The organism is Terrimonas sp., from assembly GCF_003075435.1.
GTDB lineage: Bacteria > Bacteroidota > Bacteroidia > Chitinophagales > Chitinophagaceae > Agriterribacter.
Window position 1 is genome coordinate 216,583 of record NZ_QCZJ01000005.1, and the last position, 18,455, is coordinate 235,037.

Annotated in this window: 16 protein-coding genes; 15 read left to right on the forward strand and 1 reads right to left on the reverse strand. The window is 38.7% G+C overall.

Translation table 11 applies throughout. The annotated features are described in order from the left end of the window. Nucleotides 1–101 precede the first annotated feature (101 nt). The 9 genes from DC498_RS08125 (at nt 102) to DC498_RS08165 (ending at nt 9,153) form a co-directional block, all read left to right on the forward strand. Nucleotides 102–1,898 carry a lipase family protein gene (locus DC498_RS08125; RefSeq protein ID WP_116873652.1) on the forward strand — a complete coding sequence of 599 codons (1,797 nt, stop codon included), beginning with the start codon at nt 102–104 and terminating at the stop codon, nt 1,896–1,898. Nucleotides 1,899–2,689: 791 nt separating this feature from the next. Next, nucleotides 2,690–3,145, forward strand: a complete 456-nt coding sequence (locus DC498_RS08130) for an META domain-containing protein (protein WP_116873653.1) — start codon at nt 2,690–2,692, stop codon at nt 3,143–3,145. 97 nt (nt 3,146–3,242) lie between these two features. After that, nucleotides 3,243–4,145, forward strand: coding sequence for a phospholipase A (locus DC498_RS08135; protein ID WP_206197555.1), 903 nt, complete (start codon nt 3,243–3,245; stop codon nt 4,143–4,145). 20 nt (nt 4,146–4,165) lie between these two features. Continuing rightward, entirely contained in the window at nt 4,166–4,540 is a 375-nt protein-coding gene (locus DC498_RS08140; protein WP_133176790.1) for a hypothetical protein, read from the forward strand. An 11-nt stretch (nt 4,541–4,551) separates the two neighbouring features. Next, a complete protein-coding gene (locus tag DC498_RS08145; protein ID WP_116873655.1) occupies nt 4,552–5,064 on the forward strand; it encodes a hypothetical protein in 513 nt (170 codons plus the stop codon). Between the two features lie 498 nt (nt 5,065–5,562). After that, nucleotides 5,563–5,910: a hypothetical protein gene (locus DC498_RS08150; RefSeq protein ID WP_133176791.1), complete on the forward strand. Its 348-nt coding sequence runs from the start codon at nt 5,563–5,565 to the stop codon at nt 5,908–5,910. A gap of 216 nt (nt 5,911–6,126) precedes the next feature. Continuing rightward, entirely contained in the window at nt 6,127–7,422 is a 1,296-nt protein-coding gene (locus tag DC498_RS08155) for a hypothetical protein (RefSeq protein WP_116873657.1), read from the forward strand. A gap of 14 nt (nt 7,423–7,436) precedes the next feature. Further along, nucleotides 7,437–8,738: an RHS repeat-associated core domain-containing protein gene (locus DC498_RS08160; protein WP_133176792.1), complete on the forward strand. Its 1,302-nt coding sequence runs from the start codon at nt 7,437–7,439 to the stop codon at nt 8,736–8,738. Next, nucleotides 8,728–9,153: a DUF6896 domain-containing protein gene (locus tag DC498_RS08165; protein WP_116873659.1), complete on the forward strand. Its 426-nt coding sequence runs from the start codon at nt 8,728–8,730 to the stop codon at nt 9,151–9,153. The genes DC498_RS08160 and DC498_RS08165 overlap by 11 nt, the downstream gene beginning before the upstream one ends. Before the next feature lie 107 nt (nt 9,154–9,260). On the opposite strand, the gene DC498_RS08170 is transcribed toward DC498_RS08165, so the two are convergent. Continuing rightward, a complete protein-coding gene (locus tag DC498_RS08170) occupies nt 9,261–9,653 on the reverse strand; it encodes a helix-turn-helix domain-containing protein (protein ID WP_116873660.1) in 393 nt (130 codons plus the stop codon). A 272-nt stretch (nt 9,654–9,925) separates the two neighbouring features. On the opposite strand from DC498_RS08170, the gene DC498_RS08175 reads away from it, so the two are divergent. From DC498_RS08175 to DC498_RS08200, 6 genes are all read left to right on the forward strand, one after another. Beyond that, nucleotides 9,926–10,162, forward strand: a complete 237-nt coding sequence (locus DC498_RS08175) for a hypothetical protein (RefSeq protein ID WP_116873661.1) — start codon at nt 9,926–9,928, stop codon at nt 10,160–10,162. Nucleotides 10,163–10,176: 14 nt separating this feature from the next. Further along, nucleotides 10,177–11,478, forward strand: coding sequence for an RHS repeat-associated core domain-containing protein (locus tag DC498_RS08180; protein WP_133176793.1), 1,302 nt, complete (start codon nt 10,177–10,179; stop codon nt 11,476–11,478). Further along, nucleotides 11,468–11,893, forward strand: coding sequence for a DUF6896 domain-containing protein (locus DC498_RS08185; RefSeq protein WP_116873663.1), 426 nt, complete (start codon nt 11,468–11,470; stop codon nt 11,891–11,893). The genes DC498_RS08180 and DC498_RS08185 overlap by 11 nt, the downstream gene beginning before the upstream one ends. Before the next feature lie 1,078 nt (nt 11,894–12,971). After that, a complete protein-coding gene (locus DC498_RS08190) occupies nt 12,972–13,583 on the forward strand; it encodes an RNA polymerase sigma factor (RefSeq protein WP_165813792.1) in 612 nt (203 codons plus the stop codon). Nucleotides 13,584–13,709: 126 nt separating this feature from the next. Next, nucleotides 13,710–14,882 (forward strand): FecR domain-containing protein, encoded by a 1,173-nt coding sequence (locus DC498_RS08195; RefSeq protein ID WP_165813793.1) that lies wholly within the window; start codon nt 13,710–13,712, stop codon nt 14,880–14,882. A gap of 164 nt (nt 14,883–15,046) precedes the next feature. Beyond that, nucleotides 15,047–18,454, forward strand: coding sequence for a TonB-dependent receptor (locus tag DC498_RS08200; RefSeq protein ID WP_133176794.1), 3,408 nt, complete (start codon nt 15,047–15,049; stop codon nt 18,452–18,454). The last annotated feature ends 1 nt before the right edge of the window (nt 18,455 follow it).

Sequence of the window (18,455 nt, forward strand, 5' to 3'; positions counted from 1 at the left end):
ATTTGATACGGGTTGCGTGTTTTTATATTGTTCACCCCCCCCTCATGAAGAAACTTCCAAAAATTCCAGGATTTGTTGTATCACATTAAAATTGAGTTGAGATGAAACGTATTATTTTCATAATAACGGTATTTTCTCCTGTCGCTCTGTTCGCCCAAACACTTAAACCAGGGTTTGATAAGTTGGAATACCAGCAATTGATGTACATTTCAGCACATACCACTGCAGATTCCGCTTATTACAACCAGTTTCCCGCCCCCGTAGGATACCAGCTTGCATACCAATCGCAACCTTCCGGCCTTGACAATTTATGGGAATTATGGCTTGCCGGTGATACAACTACGGCCGTGATCAGTATACGGGGTACAACGGAAAAATCAGAGAGCTGGCTGGCAAATTTCTATGCAGCAATGGTTCCCGCAAAGGGAGAAATTACGTTGAACAAACAAGATGTTTTTAAATATGAGCTGGCTGTTAATCCCAAAGCTGCGGTTCATGTTGGCTGGCTTTTAAGCATGGCTTATCTTGAAAAGGAGATCATTCCTAAAATCAGGGAACTACACCAGGCAGGCGTTAGGAACTACATCATTCTTGGACATAGCCAGGGAGGGGCCATCGCCTGTTTACTGACAGCTCACCTTAATAGTCTTCAGAAGAACAACATACTGCCCGCAGCGCTGAGATTAAAAACATATTGCAGCGCTTCTCCCAAACCCGGAAATTTATATTTTGCCTACGAATACGAAGCCATGACACAAGGCGGATGGTCTTTCAACGTGGTAAATGCCGCAGATTGGGTGCCAGAACTGCCCGTTTCCATTCAAACACTGGATGATTTCAATAATGTAAATCCTTTTTTAAATGCGGAAGCCATTATTAAGAAACAAAAATTTCCGGGCAACCTGGTTTTAAAACACATATATAAGCAACTGGATGGTTCAACAAAAAAGGCTCAGAGAAAATATGAAAAATACCTGGGGGAGCTGACCTCTCAAATCATCAAAAAAAACTTGCCGGGCTATGAGCCTCCCGAATATTATAGCAGCACCAACTATGTAAGGGTTGGCGTTACCATTGTTCTTTTACCTGATGAGGCATACTTTAAAGATTACCCTGATGACAAGTCTAAAATTTTCCCGCATCATTTTCATGCGCCCTACCTGGCGCTCATCAGCAGGTTACCCGAACAGCTTATTAACTACGAAACAGGAAATCTCCGGTATATTTCGTCAGAAGCGGAACTGCAGCGGGCTAAAAATTATTTAAAAAAAGAGCCTAAAACAGGTGTATTTGTTCATTCCCATATTGGCTTGCAGGCTCCGGATCTTAAAGCGCTCAATACTGAACTTTCTGCCAATGGCTTTCTCCCCCTTGATAAAATATATTTTTTGCGGGGTGGCGGATTATATACTGTTTTCCCTCAAATAAAGATCGCTACCCTCTTCAGTTATAGTACTTACAGCGGTAAAAAAACATCCGGCATGCTTAATAATGAACTCCGGGGAACAACCATAGGTTCTTCCATTGGATTTGTTGCAATAAATAATGAGCGCATTCAACTTATACCTTATGCAGGCGGTATATATTCCTGGTGGGGCGTAAGGTTATCTTCCGATAATGTAAGCGGAAGACCATTCAGCGAATATCTCGCCTCCCCGCAGAACCAACATCATATATCTACAAAAGGATGGACATGGAACTTTGGCATTCATATAGCTACCCAGCCTTTTCGTAACAAACCGCTCGCTAAAAATTTGTTGGTGGGTGTTCGTGCAGGATATGCCGAGCCTTTTAAGCGCGAAACAAAATGGTATACCAATAGTCATGCACTACAGGGAGGACCCGCGATAAATACACAGGGACAGTACCTGCAACTTTTAATAGGCGTTAAACTATAGTGCTATTTTACAGAAAACTCATGTAATACTGATTCAAAGTTGAAAACGGGCTAATTAATATTTTGAGATGCTGATTATATAAAACTTACACATTCATGAATAAGTTTTTAGAAACTCCTGTTCATAGTCTGCAATTTACTTTATACCAGTATCCACATTAGGCGCCTACTTTTACGCGGGATATGCAATGTGGCTGATTAAAGGAAATTTTCAATAGCGATATACAGCTCACGGGTCTCCCTCAAAGTAAAAGTCAGTCCTGCACGTGCGGGAGATACGATGTTACACCGGCATGAGGTGAAATGCCTTGAACTAAGTAGAAATTTGTATCTAAACACATAAACAATATAGCAATTGCCTGTATAAATAAAAAATATGAATTCCAATGTTTCTAATTTAAAAATGAAACATATAAAATATCCGGTACTTAATAAAAAAGTCCGGTTACTTATACTTTTACAGCTAATGTTACACTAATATCCGGGCAGTAAATAATAATGCCTCAACCTTTTCACTAACTATTGTCAGCCGTTGCTAACATTATAGAGGCAACCACAAAATATTGGACTAATACGGGTGGTTAATTTTATCCTTTGAAAGCATTGTCGTACCCTATTTTATTATATTAATGTACACCTGCGAAAAATATCCGCTTTAATAAATCATAAAACAAATGCATAAACGTCAGACCACAAAATGACCATAAAAATTTTCGAGCAAATTCATACCCAAAGCGATGAAAATTTTTATGCAAAATTCCATGTTGCCAAAAAACAATAAAAAATATACACATGAAACAGATTTACAATATTGGTATACTCCTCCTGCTTGTTTTTTCTTGTGGTTGCAAAACCGCCAAAACCCCACTGCCCCCAGAACAACCCGGCAATACGTATACTTTGGAAGAAACATATTGGAAACTTACTGAAATAATGGGTAAAGCTGTTGGCCCAACCCCGGCAGACAAAAAGGAAATACATATAAAATTCAGAAAGGAAGGCAATAAGATCGAAGCCTTTGGAGGGTGTAACGGTTTGGGCGGCACTTACGTCTTGGAAAAAGGAGACAGGATCCGGATATCTGATTTAATTGGCACGATGATAGCCTGCGATCAACTGGAAACAGAAAATAGATTAAAAGAAGTATTAAAAATGGCTGACAACTATAATTTGAATGGAACGCAATTAACGCTCAATAAAGCAAGGATGGCTCCGCTTGCAAGATTTGAAGCTGTATATTTTTATTAATATCTATTCAGATTTATTAGCGGCTTGAACCAAACCTCAGAGAAATTCAGTGGCAGCATATAACGCTACTGTGTTGTCATACTTTTTCATTACAATTATGAGAAGAAATTTTTTTACCTGTATTTTAAATACCGGACTTTTTTTGATAACATACCAGTGCGCGGCACAAACACAATTGTTCTCCGGCGAGGTGAGAAGTACAAGCATGGCAGAGCGATGGGAACTTGATACCAATACAAGAAAGAAAACTTTTTTGATCACTCCATATAAACCAGTTTACATTACAGCAGGCAGGTGGTCAAATAATCCCAATGAACAGCCTGTAAGTGAAAACCCCAACTACAGCCTTCCTTTTAAAGTTGATTATGGAAATTATGAAGCAAAGTTTCAACTGAGTTTTAAAACCAAAGTCATCAGGGGTGTTTTTTTCAATCATGGAGACCTGTGGGTAGCTTATACGCAGAAATCACACTGGCAGATATACAACAAAAATTTTTCACGCCCTTTCAGAGAAACAAATTACGAACCTGAAGTTATTTTAAATTTTGCCACAAACTTTAACCTGTTAGGCTTTAGGACAAGAATGTTCGGGCTGATTTTTAATCACCAGAGCAATGGACGTAGTTTACCGCTTTCAAGAAGCTGGAACAGGGTTATGCTGCAGGCCGGATTTGAGAACAGGCGTTGGAATATTTTTCTTCGTCCGTGGTACCGCCTGCCTGACAAAGAAGATGAAAATCCTGCCATTGCTGATTATGTGGGCAGAGCCGAAGCCGTTGTTATATATAATATCAAAGGACACCAGTTAGCACTAAGCGGTAACCACCCGCTGAAGTTTAACAACAGGGGAAGAGGGCGTATTCAATTTGACTGGACATTCCCCGTAGTAAGCAATTTAAAAATCAACCTTCAACTGGCAGATGGTTATGGAGAAACACTTGTAGATTATAATCACAAGCAAACTACTATAGGAGTGAGTGTTGCGCTGATAGAATGGTAAAGTCAAAATAATTAACATTAATGAGAGGAAAATCTTCCCGCTTTTTAATAATTATGTTTCTTTGTTGTATAATATTATCAACAGTCGGTCACGTAGAGGTGCCATATACATTGGCATCTGGATCAACACATTCCACTGAGTCCATTAATATTACAACTGAAAATACTGATGCAAAATATGACCGGCAAAAATTATTGCATCAATGCATTACCCTGAATTTTTTGGATAGCAACACATTTGTAATTGCTTTTGATACAGTAGAGGTATACACAGGCAGGTATATATCCACAAACCAGGAACAGGTTGACATTAATGCTTTTAATATTTTAATTGATGGATTAGAAAGTAGTTTTTTAGCAGAAAGCAATAATACTTTATTAAATATATTTAAATAAACCATGAATTTATGAAGCATATTTTTTGGTGTGTTGCATTGGGTGCATTTATACTGTTTTTATTAAGCTGTGGCGCAAAGAAGTCACAACATCAGACACGGGGCAGCGATGAGATAGCAAAAGTGATGATCCCTGAAAGTGGTTGCTATGCTTCACTTACCGGTGGTGACAGCATTTGGCTAAAAGTGGAAGTATTCCCCAACGTGGTTACCGGTGTGTTGAAGTATAATATTTCAGGCAAAGACAAAAACACGGGAACATTTTACGGTAAACTTTATGGAGACACCCTTATTGCTGACTACAGCTTTTATTCGGAAGGAAGGCAGTCTGTAAGGCAGGTGGCTTTTCTTATTAAAGACGGCTCAGCAGTTGAGGGATATGGTGATATACAGGAACAAAACGGAAAGATTGTTTTTAATAACGTTTCCTCTATTGATTTTTCCAAAGGGTTTAATCTTCAAAAAATATCCTGCGCAGATCATGATGAACAGTTTAGGGTTGAAGCCGTTTCACACAAGCGTTAAAGACAAATATTTTCGGCACATGCTCACATCCAGGTAAAATAAGAATCAGAATATAATCCCGGCTTAAATCTGTTATTCCTGTAAAAAAGTTATAAGCATAAACTACAGAAAGCATATCACGGAAATATATTGGAGATAATTTATAGTAGAACATCAAAAATTACAAGTGTGATGCAGTTTGAATCCTTATTGTAAGCTAAAACTAAAGCCTTTGAAAAGTCTCTAACGCCTCAATATATTTCCTTTCAACGAACAACAACTTACCAAATAAGAAATAGATCGTTGAAGACTTAATGCCTCCATATAGCGCAAGCATAAGAACTAATGATATAAGCAAAGTTAGAAATAGTCAAACGCCAGGTGCAAGCTCCTGATAGTCCAAGCATATGAACTACAGATATAAGCAAAGTTAAAAATAGTCAAGAACCAGGTGCAAGCGTCCCGCTTGTACCGATAAAAGTTAAAAGGTAATAACAATAAAACCAACCATCAACCTATATGCAAAAGCTTATCCTAATGAGTGTATTGCTGATAAGTATAACAGCCGCAGCACAGCAAACTAAAACCGATACAACGAGGCAGCCATGCCTTACGGCAGGTAAACCGGCAGACAGTTCATATAAAGCGTTATTGGATGCATACGGCGGCAGGATAACTTACAAACAGATGATGGACACAACGGGTAAATCGAAGATGATGCAGGACTATGGCATGCGTATATATGACCCGCGAATAGGCCGCTACATACCACCAGAACCAAAGCAAAACGCAGCACCTAACCCCAATGCATATACGAACAAAGAGCCGGTAAAGAAAAAGCCGGGTAATAAAAGCAAAGAAAAGTAACCGGTAATAAAAAGTAAGAGCCGCTGCATCCGCAGCGGTTTTTTTTATATCAGGGAGATTTTACTTGCTTTAATAAAATGGTCAACGGTTGTGAGGAGGCATTTTTTTAAGCTGTTGGTGTTCCGGCATCGTCGTTGCCCAATAGTATTACTACAGCACAAGCGAGCGTGGCCACTGCAGTTCAATAGTAGCACTACAGCTAAGTACATAACAATAATGACGAACTACGGTAAGCTGCATATACCGCAGCGTGTTACAACTTCCCTCCTTTGGAGGGGTTGGGGGAGGCTTTATGACCTCATCAGCGGCAAGGTAAACCAGGTGCATTATAACCCCGGGCAGAAAGATGAGTTTTACCACCGCTATGTATATGATGCTGAAAACCGGCTTACGGAAGTATATACTACGGAGCACAAAGCCTTTGTTGGTTTGGAAGACCTGGAAGAAAGAGAAGCAGTATATAACTATTACCAGCATGGGCCGCTTGCCCGCACACTGCTTGGGCAGCTAAAAATAACAGGGCTTGATTATACCTATACGCTGCAGGGCTGGTTAAAGGGCATCAACAGCACCAGCCCCAGCCCCACCTACGATCCCGGCAGGGACAGGCTGATCGGCGGCGCCAACCAGTATATTGCCCAGGATATGTACAGCATAACCTTAAATTACTACCAGGGCGACTACAGCCAGGTCAATTACACCACCAATAATATTTTCCCTTCTCACTACAGCTATATGCCGGCAGGTGAGTACAAAGCATTGTATAACGGCAATATCAGCAGCTATATCATGGGCATGCCTTCAAGGTTTTATACCCTGCTGTATAACTATAAATACGACCAACTCAACCGTTTGGTATCCATGGATGCGTACCAGGGCTTTAATGAAAGCAATAATAACTGGACAGCGCTGTTTGCGCTTCAAACCTTTAAGGAGCGCTATAGCTACGATGCCAACGGCAATATGCAGAAGCTGATGCGCAACAGTAATCTTACGGCAAACCCGCTGATGGATAACCTTAGCTATGCATATAAGCCCGGCACCAACCAGTTAGACCATGTAAGAGATACCACGGGCGCAGGTGTAACCTCTCACAGCAACAACTACGGCTCAGATGTAGACATTAAAGACCAGAGCGCAGGCAATTACAATTATGATGCCATCGGTAATATGGTATACGACCGTTTCAGCGGTATAGACAGCATACACTGGAACGTGTATGGCAAGATGCAGACCATATACAAGCAGGCAGGTGTTGGCTCCAACATGCGGCGGATGCATTTTTACTACGATCCTTCAGGGGAAAAGGTAGCAAAAGTAATATTGTATAACCCCACCACAACATCAGCGTATGACTTTTACTACTGGTATGTAAGAGACGCACAGGGCAATCTGATGGCCACCTACAAAACCACGGGCAGCAATATAAGCAGCACGCCGCTGCTGCTTGCGGAGCATTATATGTACGCCTGCCTGCCGGTAGGCAGGGCAGCAGCCGTTTGGGTCAGGTAAGCCGCGAGCAGGATATGGATCAGCCAAGACCGAATTACCAGGAAGACAGCTATACTAACCTTGGAACAGGATATTTGATTACATTTACCAGGGGAAACAAGTTCTTTGAATTAGCGAATCATCTTGGCAGCGTAAATGCAACGCTGGCAGACAGGCATTTGCCGGTAAACTCAGGCGGCAATGTGTGGTACTACCAGTCTGTAATGGGTACGGCAGCGGATTACACGCCGTTTGGTATGCAGATGCAGGGCAGGATATATACGGGCACCGGTGAGTCATACAAGTTTAAGTTTAACGGCAAGGAGCGGATATACGAGATAAACGGTAAATACCACCAGTATGATTATGGTATGAGGATCTATGATGACAGGCTGGGGAGGTTTTTGAGTGTTGACCCGCTGACAAAATCATTCCCCTGGTATAGTCCATACCAATATGCGGGAAATAGTCCGATTACTAATATAGACTTGGATGGAAAAGAAGACCTGTGGTTTATGGTTCCTGTTATAAAATGGATGGCTACTTCAAAATTGCAAAATGAAGTAGCGTCTGTAGGAAGATTGGCATCCGGTCAATCTGGAGAAGCAAGCGTTCCTCAACAAATACAAGGCCATGCAAGAAGTACCATTGTTGCAAATCAAAAAGTAAACGATTTAACGAATACTGTTGATTATTTTACGCGGCCATATAAAATCACCAATGAAGCAGCGTCTGTAGTTTTTCCTGAAGCTGCGGTTTTGAATGGAATGTATCAAATATATGAGGGTGATTACGTTAGTGGTACGGTAAACATAGTTGGTGGAGCTGGAGGTACATGGTTGAAAGCGTTGACTTTCTCGGAACGGGCATATGTAAATGGTGTGCTTAAAACAGTGAGTAATAATGGAGATGAAGCTGCCAGGTTGTTTAATGAAGGAGTAAGGGATTTTGCTGAATTAGAGAATGTAACTATAAAATCGTCAGCAGTCTTTAAAAGCGCGAACGCATCAGAGTTCCGAGCTCTTGAATCATTACGTGGAAAAGCAGATTCAAGGGATGTTGGGAAAATTATGAAGTTAATGAAAGAGGGTGTTGATATTGATCCGATCGAAGTGTATGTTAATAATGGAAACAAGTATATTTTAAATGGTCATCACCGCGTCGAGGCTGCATCAAGATTAAATATGCCCGTTAAATATAAAGAGCTGACATTACAACAAGCAATGGATACATATGGATACAAGAATGAAGTAGAGATATTAAATAAATATTCTGAATCATTTATGGGCAGTAGGTTGGATAATAGATTAATTAATAAGGTGGCAAATGGAGAATAATAATGATTTTGATTTAATGGATGTAATAAAAGATTATTTATCCTGCGCAAAATATGTTTGTGGATTATTAATTGATTACTACCAAGTAAATGAAACTTTGATGCGGGCACGTGTTCTTGAAACTATTCCTAAAGAAGGATTTGTTGAGAATATATATTTTCGATTTCATGGGCGTGGTTGTTTTTTTAAGTATGATGGAGGCGAGATAGATATTGATTTTGGTCCTAAAGGTAGATTTGACGGATTTGATCTATACAGAATAAAAAAATTTTTAGAAACTAATACAAGATTCAAAATTAACCAATCAGATGATGATTTTATAGAAAAGCAGTTTAACATGTTTATAAGAAATCACGTTATAGACAAATTGCCTGGTTATGAAGATGATTTTTTATATTATGTGGAAACAAGGTAGTGTAAGCTGGCAACGCCAGGTGCAAGCGTCCGCTTGTACCGTGTAATAAAACGCAAAAGCCGCTGAGAGATCAGCGGCTTTTACATTACAATGCAAGATATTTTGTATTACTTATCCATCATTTTTTTGAGCAGTTCAGTTTTTTCTTTTTCGCTGGCAAGGAGTTTTTCGTAGAGTTCAACTATTTTATCAATGGGGTTAAAAGTGGGATAATAGTTAAACAGGGCGTTGCCAGAAGCATTATCATTATTGTTAACTGTATTAGAAATTATATTAATTGCCTGTTCTTCATCGAAGTTTTTAATAGCGTCAACGGGTATTTTAAGGGCGGCAGCAATCTGCTGCAGGAGTGGTTCTTCAATAATCTCTTTTTGTTCGAGTAAAGAAATTTTACGTTGGTTCCAGTCATCGCCGAGGTCGTTGGCGAGAGCCTCCTGCTTAATGCCGAGCATCTCCCTAAAGCGTTTTACGTTCCTTCCTTCGTGTATTTTATTTTGCATGCTTGCCGTGTTTTATAACAGTTCAAAAGTAAGGTTTTTCCGGTTTAGCGTTAGCAACATTTTAATTGCCAACCAGCAGTTCAGTAATAAAAAGCTGAATAGTATTACTACAGCACAAGCGAGCGTGGCCACTGTAGCTCAATAGCAGCACTACAGCCAAGTACATAAAAATAATTACTCACTAAAGTAAGCTGCAAATACCGCAGCGTGTTACAACTCCCCTCCTTTGGAGGGGTTGGGGGAGGCTTGGAGTAGGCTCCAACATGCGGCGGATGCATTTTTACTACGATCCTTCAGGGGAAAAGGTAGCAAAAATAATATTGTATAACCCCACTACAACATCGGCGTATGACTTTTACTACTGGTATGTAAGAGACGCGCAGGGCAATCTGATGGCTACCTACAAAACCACGGGCAGTAATATTAACAGCACGCCGCTGATACTTGCGGAGCATTATATGTACGCCTGCCTGCCGGTAGGCAGGGCAGCAGCCGTTTGGGGCAGGTAAGCCGTGAGCAGGATATGGATCAGCCGAGACCGAATTACCAGGCAGACAGCTATACCAATCTTGGAACAGGATATTTGATTACATTTACAAGAGGAAACAAGTTCTTTGAATTAGCGAATCATCTTGGCAGCGTAAATGCAACGCTGGCAGACAGGCATTTGCCTGTAAACTCAGGCGGCAATGTGTGGTACTACCAGTCTGTAATGGGTACTGCAGCGGATTACACGCCGTTTGGAATGCAGATGCCTGGCAGGATATATACGGGCACGGGAGAGTCATACAAATATAAGTTTAACGGCAAGGAGCGGATATACGAGATAAACGGTAAATACCACCAGTATGATTATGGTATGAGGATATATGATGACAGGCTGGGGAGGTTTTTGAGTGTGGACCCGCTGACAAAATCATTCCCCTGGTATAGTCCATACCAATATGCGGGAAATAGTCCGATTACTAATATAGACTTGGATGGAAAAGAAGACCTGTGGTTTATGGTTCCTGTTATAAAATGGATGGCTACTTCAAAATTGCAAAATGAAGTAGCGTCTGTAGGAAGATTGGCATCCGGTCAATCTGGAGAAGCAAGCGTTCCTCAACAAATACAAGGCCATGCAAGAAGTACCATTGTTGCAAATCAAAAAGTAAACGATTTAACGAATACTGTTGATTATTTTACGCGGCCATATAAAATCACCAATGAAGCAGCGTCTGTAGTTTTTCCTGAAGCTGCGGTTTTGAATGGAATGTATCAAATATATGAGGGTGATTACGTTAGTGGTACGGTAAACATAGTTGGTGGAGCTGGAGGTACATGGTTGAAAGCGTTGACTTTCTCGGAACGGGCATATGTAAATGGTGTGCTTAAAACAGTGAGTAATAATGGAGATGAAGCTGCCAGGTTGTTTAATGAAGGAGTAAGGGATTTTGCTGAATTAGAGAATGTAACTATAAAATCGTCAGCAGTCTTTAAAAGCGCGAACGCATCAGAGTTCCGAGCTCTTGAATCATTACGTGGAAAAGCAGATTCAAGGGATGTTGGGAAAATTATGAAGTTAATGAAAGAGGGTGTTGATATTGATCCGATCGAAGTGTATGTTAATAATGGAAACAAGTATATTTTAAATGGTCATCACCGCGTCGAGGCTGCATCAAGATTAAATATGCCCGTTAAATATAAAGAGCTGACATTACAACAAGCAATGGATACATATGGATACAAGAATGAAGTAGAGATATTAAATAAATATTCTGAATCATTTATGGGCAGTAGGTTGGATAATAGATTAATTAATAAGGTGGCAAATGGAGAATAATAATGATTTTGATTTAATGGATGTAATAAAAGATTATTTATCCTGCGCAAAATATGTTTGTGGATTATTAATTGATTACTACCAAGTAAATGAAACTTTGATGCGGGCACGTGTTCTTGAAACTATTCCTAAAGAAGGATTTGTTGAGAATATATATTTTCGATTTCATGGGCGTGGTTGTTTTTTTAAGTATGATGGAGGCGAGATAGATATTGATTTTGGTCCTAAAGGTAGATTTGACGGATTTGATCTATACAGAATAAAAAAATTTTTAGAAACTAATACAAGATTCAAAATTAACCAATCAGATAATGATTTTATAGAAAAGCAGTTTAATATGTTTATAAGAAATCACGTTATAGGCAAATTACCTGGTTATGAAGATGATTTTCTATATTATGTGGAAACAAGGTAGTGTAAGCTGGCGCTGGTTTGGTAGCGTTAGGCATGGGTAATGTTCCAGAGTTAGTGATGGAATATTTTGAACCGTTAAAGAATTGAAAATCAATAAAAGTCTGTAGGGACAGGCATTAAAAGAGATGGATGATATATCTGTCTCTTTTTATTTTAAGGCTTTAATAGTAAAGCCCGTCGTAATGAATTTATACAAATATATAAATGTGATAAATAAGGAGTTAGGAGCAATAAAAAACGGGACAAAAGTAGATTTTTCTACTTTGTCCCGTCAAGTCGGGAGGACAGGATTCGAAAGTCTTCTATAATTAATTCATTTTCAATCTCTTGAAGTCTCTATAAAATCACTCTCACCGAATTACGCACCGATTATTTGAAGAGCTCTTCGAAGGTAAAAAATTTTAGTATTATTAAATGATTTTATTAGTTTAAAGAGAAAAACAATAACGAAATTTAAATTTGATAAAACTTGATATTTGATGGGCATCTTCATTTTTATGAACATCTTCTTTAAATTGGAATAACCAATCCCATAATAATCCAAAACAAAAATGAATTAGTTTTCATATTATTGATGATAACTTTAAGTGTATTGACCAGTATTTGAATCCACAACTCCGTTGAGTTTAGCTACTTGTTGTCAGACAGTTTATATTTTTCCTGCAACCCACTCTGTAGCGTGTGGGAGTGGATTGCAGGAAAAAATATTTTAGTGAGAATTTGTAATATTAACTATAACTCTTCTTGGATGTCAGATTAGATTAAATATTAGCTTTTACACTTTAAGTGTACGATCCCAGGTGATTTCGGACCGTATGTGTGGTGATACTTAAAGTAGACGCAATTTCATTTAGTGTAAACTCCAGTATTAACTTTCTATCAAGAAATGTAAGATACAGAAAATCTTGTAGTATAAGTTTTCATTATTTGTTTCCTATATAGGTTTATTAGTGGGTTATACTGCGAGTCTTTTAAAACAAAAATAGTAGCTAAATATTGATGATCAGAAGTTGTTCCTCAACAGTAAAATATTTTAAGAACAAAATTTGATTTTTTTTTATTTTTAAAGCATTAGTGCTTTGAAACCAAAATCTACATATCATAACCAGCTTGAATTAATCCAGCGTTTTGCGAAGGGAGATTCTGATGCGTTTTTCATTATATACAAACAACTTCACCTCCCTATTTTCCGGTTTGTTCAAAAATGGATTGGAAGTACCGAAGATGCGGAAGAATTAACTGCTGATATTTTTTTTAAATTGTGGAATAATCGGGATAGATTTGAAACATTGGACTATATCAGGGCTTTTTTACATGTAGCAGCAAAAAATTCCTGTATTAACTTTCTAAAGCAGCTTAAAGTTAAAAATGTTCGGCAGAAAGAATTAGATGATTTGTTATATAAAGATGCTGAACCCTATTTTATTTTAGAAGAAGTTCAGGAAGAGTTACTGAAACTGATATATGGTGAGGTGGAACAGATGCCTCCTAAAATGAAAGAAATCTTTATGTTGTCGTATGTAGAAGGGCTAAAGCCTTCTGAAATAGCCGTTCGGCTAAATCTCAATACTCAAACTATCCAAAACCAAAAAGCCAATGCTATACGCTTTTTGAAAAGTGCTTTAGCTGATAAACTCCTTTTTTCAGCAACTTTGTTTTGGTTAGAATTAGCCTTACACGAATTTTTTTAGCGACCACCATTTAACCTTTTCTTAATTTTCTGTTACATTTTTTAGTTGGATTTACTTTTCATGTTGTAGTATATGTTGGGCGATAGGTTTTCGTCCGGAAATTTTATCCTTAGTAATGATTTTATCGTGACAGAACAGCAGCAAATCGCTTCACTTTTATATAAATATCTGCAAGGATCGCTTACAGAAACAGAAACCTTTGTTCTTGAAACTTGGAGGATGCAATCTGAAGCTAATCAGCGGTTCTTTGAAGTACTGCAAAATGATGAACAGGTAAGCCAGTGGATTGCTGAGAATCATCCCAACAGATTACAAGATTTTGAAGAAAGAATTTATGCGAAAGTATTGCACAAAATTTCATATTTACGGGTTACTCCAATATATAAACGTGCTTGGTTTCGGGTGGCTGTTGCGGCATCTGTTTTTTTTCTTGCTGGCTTAATTTACTGGACAAATTTCCCTAAAAAGCAGGCTGACATTATTGAAGTTACAAATTTTAAACCTACAAACGATATTGAAGCACCTAAATTCACAAAAGCTACTATTACTCTGGCTGATGGTAAAATTATTGCTGTTGATGATTTAACTGCCATTTCGCAAAGCAGCGTACAGCTTACGAAAACAGCTGATGGAAACATTGTTTATTCAGGAAATTCGGAAGAATCAGTTTACAATACGCTTACTAATCCCAAAGGAAGTAAGGTAATAGATTTAAAATTAAGCGATGGTTCACATGTGTGGTTGAATGTCGGCTCATCCATTTCATATCCTGTTGCATTTTCCGGAAAGGAAAGAAAAGTAACTATTACCGGTGAGGCATATTTTGAAGTCGTTCATAATGAGTCAATTCCTTTTAAGGTATCCAAAGGTGGAACAGTGATAACAGTTTTAGGAACACATTTTAATGTAAACGCTTATGAAGATGAGGCTTTTATTAAAGTGAGTTTGCTTGAAGGTTCTATAAAAGTCATGAAAGATCAGCAAGAATCTCCTGTAATGCATGCTGGTCAGCAGGCTATAGTAACAAGCGATATAAAAATTAGAAACAATATTGCTATGGATGAAGTTATGGCGTGGAGAAATGGCATTTTTAAATTTAACAAAACGGATATTCAGTCTATGATGCGCCAGGCTGAACGTTGGTATAATATACAGGTTGCCTATCCTAAAGGAATTCCACCTGAAATATTTACAGGTGAAATATCACGTGATGTGAATCTTTCAGAGTTTGTAAAAATTCTAAGGTATAGTGATGTGAGAACAAATATTTCAGGGAATGTGCTTACCATTAACCCATAACCTTAAAAACGCTAAAATAAGAAAACAAATTTTTTTGTTTTTGAAAAAATGAGTTGACACAAAAAAGCCAGGAGTGGTGAAGCACTACTGGCGAGAGTTTGGGTCAATTTTTTAGACAATTGGTAAAACTGTTTTATTCATTTAACCCAAAACAAAACAAAGGTATGGAATTAAATTTTCCTTTTCCCTTTGGGTGGCCAAATTATGTCAGTAAATTGATGGCCTCCACGGGAAAATTAACCAAAGCGCTGTTGATTATGAAGTTAACTGCTTTTCTTCTTCTGTCAGCATGCCTCCAAGTAAGTGCTATAGGATTCAGTCAGCAAATTACCTTGAAGGTCAAAAAAAAGTCACTCGAACAGGTCTGTTTAGAAATTGGTAAGCAAAGTGGGTATCAGTTTTTTTTTAATGAACGATTGTTGAAAGACGCTAAAAAAATTTCTGTTGAGTTGGAAAATTCTACCATTGAGCAGGCACTGTATGCATGCTTTAAAGATCAACCATTCAATTATGCTATCATAAAAAAAACAATAGTAGTAACAAAAAAGGAAAATGTTAGCACGGATGTGGTTATGGAGTATCCGCAGCCTCCTACAGAGATTAGCGGTAAGATTATGGATGAGAATGGTAATGTTCTGCCTGGGGCAACCATTAAAGTAAAAGGAAGGAATGAGACTGCAATAGCAGATGAAAATGGAAGGTTCGTCATTGCTGCTGATAAAGGCGATAGGCTCGTGTTTTCTTTTGTCGGCTTTGAGATGCAGGAAGTATTGATTGGAGAACGGAATAACATCAATATTGTAATGAAAATAGCAAGACAAAATCTTGATGAAACTGTGATCATAGGTTATGGTAAAACAAGCGTTCGAAAAAATACGGCTGCAGTGTCAACGCTCAGAGGTGAAAGCCTCACTAACCTTCCTCTTCCAACATTGGGCGATGGTTTGGCTGGCAGAGTACCTGGTTTAATTGTAACAAGCAGTGGCGGTGGACCGGGTAAAGTGCCTACTATTTCAATTCGTGGCGGCGAGACGCCTGTTTATGTAATTGATGATATTATCTCAAGTGAGTTCGATTTTCGAACACTGAATATCAATGATATTGAAAATATCAGTTTTCTTAAAGATGCAGGGGCTGCCGGTATTTATGGGCTGGTAGCCGGAGGAGGTGTGGTTTTAGTTACTACCAAAAGAGGGAGCGCTGGTAAAATGTCAGCCAGATATGACTTCTCTTACGATTTGAGTCAGCCTACAATCTTAGATAAAAAATTAACAAGCTATGAAGTGCTTTTATCAATAAATCAGCAATTTGCTAATGCAGGTCAACCTCTCCCATTTTCTGAGGAAGTGCTTCAGACATACCGGGATCAAACCGATCCTTTAAATTATCCAAATACAGATTGGCAAAAGCTTACGCTTAAAAAATTTGCACCTCAAAAAAGACATAATATTTCTGTAAATGCAGGTAACAAACAATTGCAATTTTATGGTTCTATCGGTTATTTTGATCAAGGAACCTTATACAAGTTTAACACCAATTGGCTCAAACGTTATAATTATAGAATAAACGTGACGGGCAATTTCGAAAAGATAGGATTAAAAACAACATTAGGCATTTATGGCGTATCGGAAGAATTGCGACTCCCCAATAGCCAGTATGGCACAGGATATAATTTTATATGGGGGCATATACAGAATCGAGGTCCTTATGAGTCTGCTTTTGCTGATGAAGCACAAACCAGGTATGCAGCAGGCGCCGATAATCCACTTGTAGAGATGGATCCCCGTTCTGGCTATAATCGTACTGAAAATAGAAATCTGAACGGTTTATTAAATATTACCTGGTCTGTTCCCAAAATTGGGGGGCTTGAAGTTAGAGTAAATGGTAATTTCAGACAGGATCAAAGCTGGAATAAAAGCTGGTCGGCTACAGCACCACAATACAGTATTGGTAGTGATGTACCGTTAGCACAAAACACACCCAATCTTTCTGCCAGCGCAGGTAGTGGTTATTCTTATACATTACAGGCTCTATTAGGATATGACCGCACTTTTCTTAAAAAACACACAATTTCACTTCTTGGTGGGTATGAGGAGAATTATGGCTATTCTGAAAATCTGAGCGCTTCCCGATCCAGTTATCTGTTCAATATCGATCAACTGTTTGCCGGTCCTAATGCGGGTATGCAAAATAATGGATCATCGTCCGAGAGTGCAAGAGCAGCCTATCTCGGCCGTCTGAAATACGATTATCAAAGCAAATATTTTTTTGAGGGAAGCTTCAGATACGATGGCAATGGCAATCTCTTTCCAAGAGATAAAAGATGGGGATTTTTCCCCTCGGGATCCTTGGCATGGCTGATTTCTAAAGAGAATTTTTTTGATTTGCTTAACCAGAAGAATATACTTAATTATCTAAAGTTGAGAGCATCTTATGGTACTATTGGTCAAAACAGTAATGCTGGTAATTTTGACTACATACCAGGGTATAGTATCAATACACAAGCTTACGTAATAGACGGGCAGTTGGTTCCAGGTTTCGGTAATCCGGGTTTTGCAAGCCCGGATATCACCTGGTTTTCCCAGGAATCATTCAATGTTGGTGTTGATTTTACCAGTTTAAATAATCGCTTAAGCGGAACTTTTGATTACTTCTACAATAGAACAACTAATTATCTGGCTTCTCCCTCCGGTGTCAGTTACACTGATCCATTAGGTGCAAGTTTGCCCACGGTGAATTCTAACGGCGCATTTAGGCGGGGCGGTTATGAATTTAGCCTCCGTTATAACGGACGGATTGGAAACTTAGAGTATAATGCAGGTATAAATTTTGTGAAATTTGACCAATTATGGGAAGTGAACCCTAACGAGGACAGCGCTACACTCAAAAACCCATATACCCGCACTACTTATCAGACTGGTTATTACGGCTCCGGATTACATGCCTACGGCTATTACCAAAGTGCCCAGGATATTCTTATGAATCCTACACTAAATAACGTGTCAGGTCTTTTAGCGCCTGGTGATATTTGGTATGAAGACACTAATGGAGATGGTAAAATAGATAATGCAGATTATCGGCGTATTGGGTCAAATACTTTCCCAAGAATTAACTACGGGTTTACTTTAGACTTAAGATATCATAGCTGGATGTTCAACATGTTATGGCAAGGAAGTGGTAGCCGTAGCGTCTATCTTGGTGATAGAATTCAAACCTCACGGATATATCTCTTTCAACTGGATTACTGGACCTCTACAAATCAGAATGCTCAATTCCCTCGTCCTATCTCGGTAGCAAACAATGGAAGCAATAATATAGCAACAAGTGATTTTTGGATAGTAGATGGAAGGTATATTCGGCTGAAATCCCTTCAAATCAGTTATGATTTCAAGAAAGGCTTACTGAGAAATGTTAAGTTTATTTCCGATTTACGGCTCACTTTGAGTGGCACAAACCTGCTTACTTTCTCTCCCCTTAATAAGTACTACATGGATGCTGAAACAGGGAGTACAAACAATTACGACTATCCTACTCAACGTGTATATTCTGCTTCTATCAATGTAGGGTTTTAAT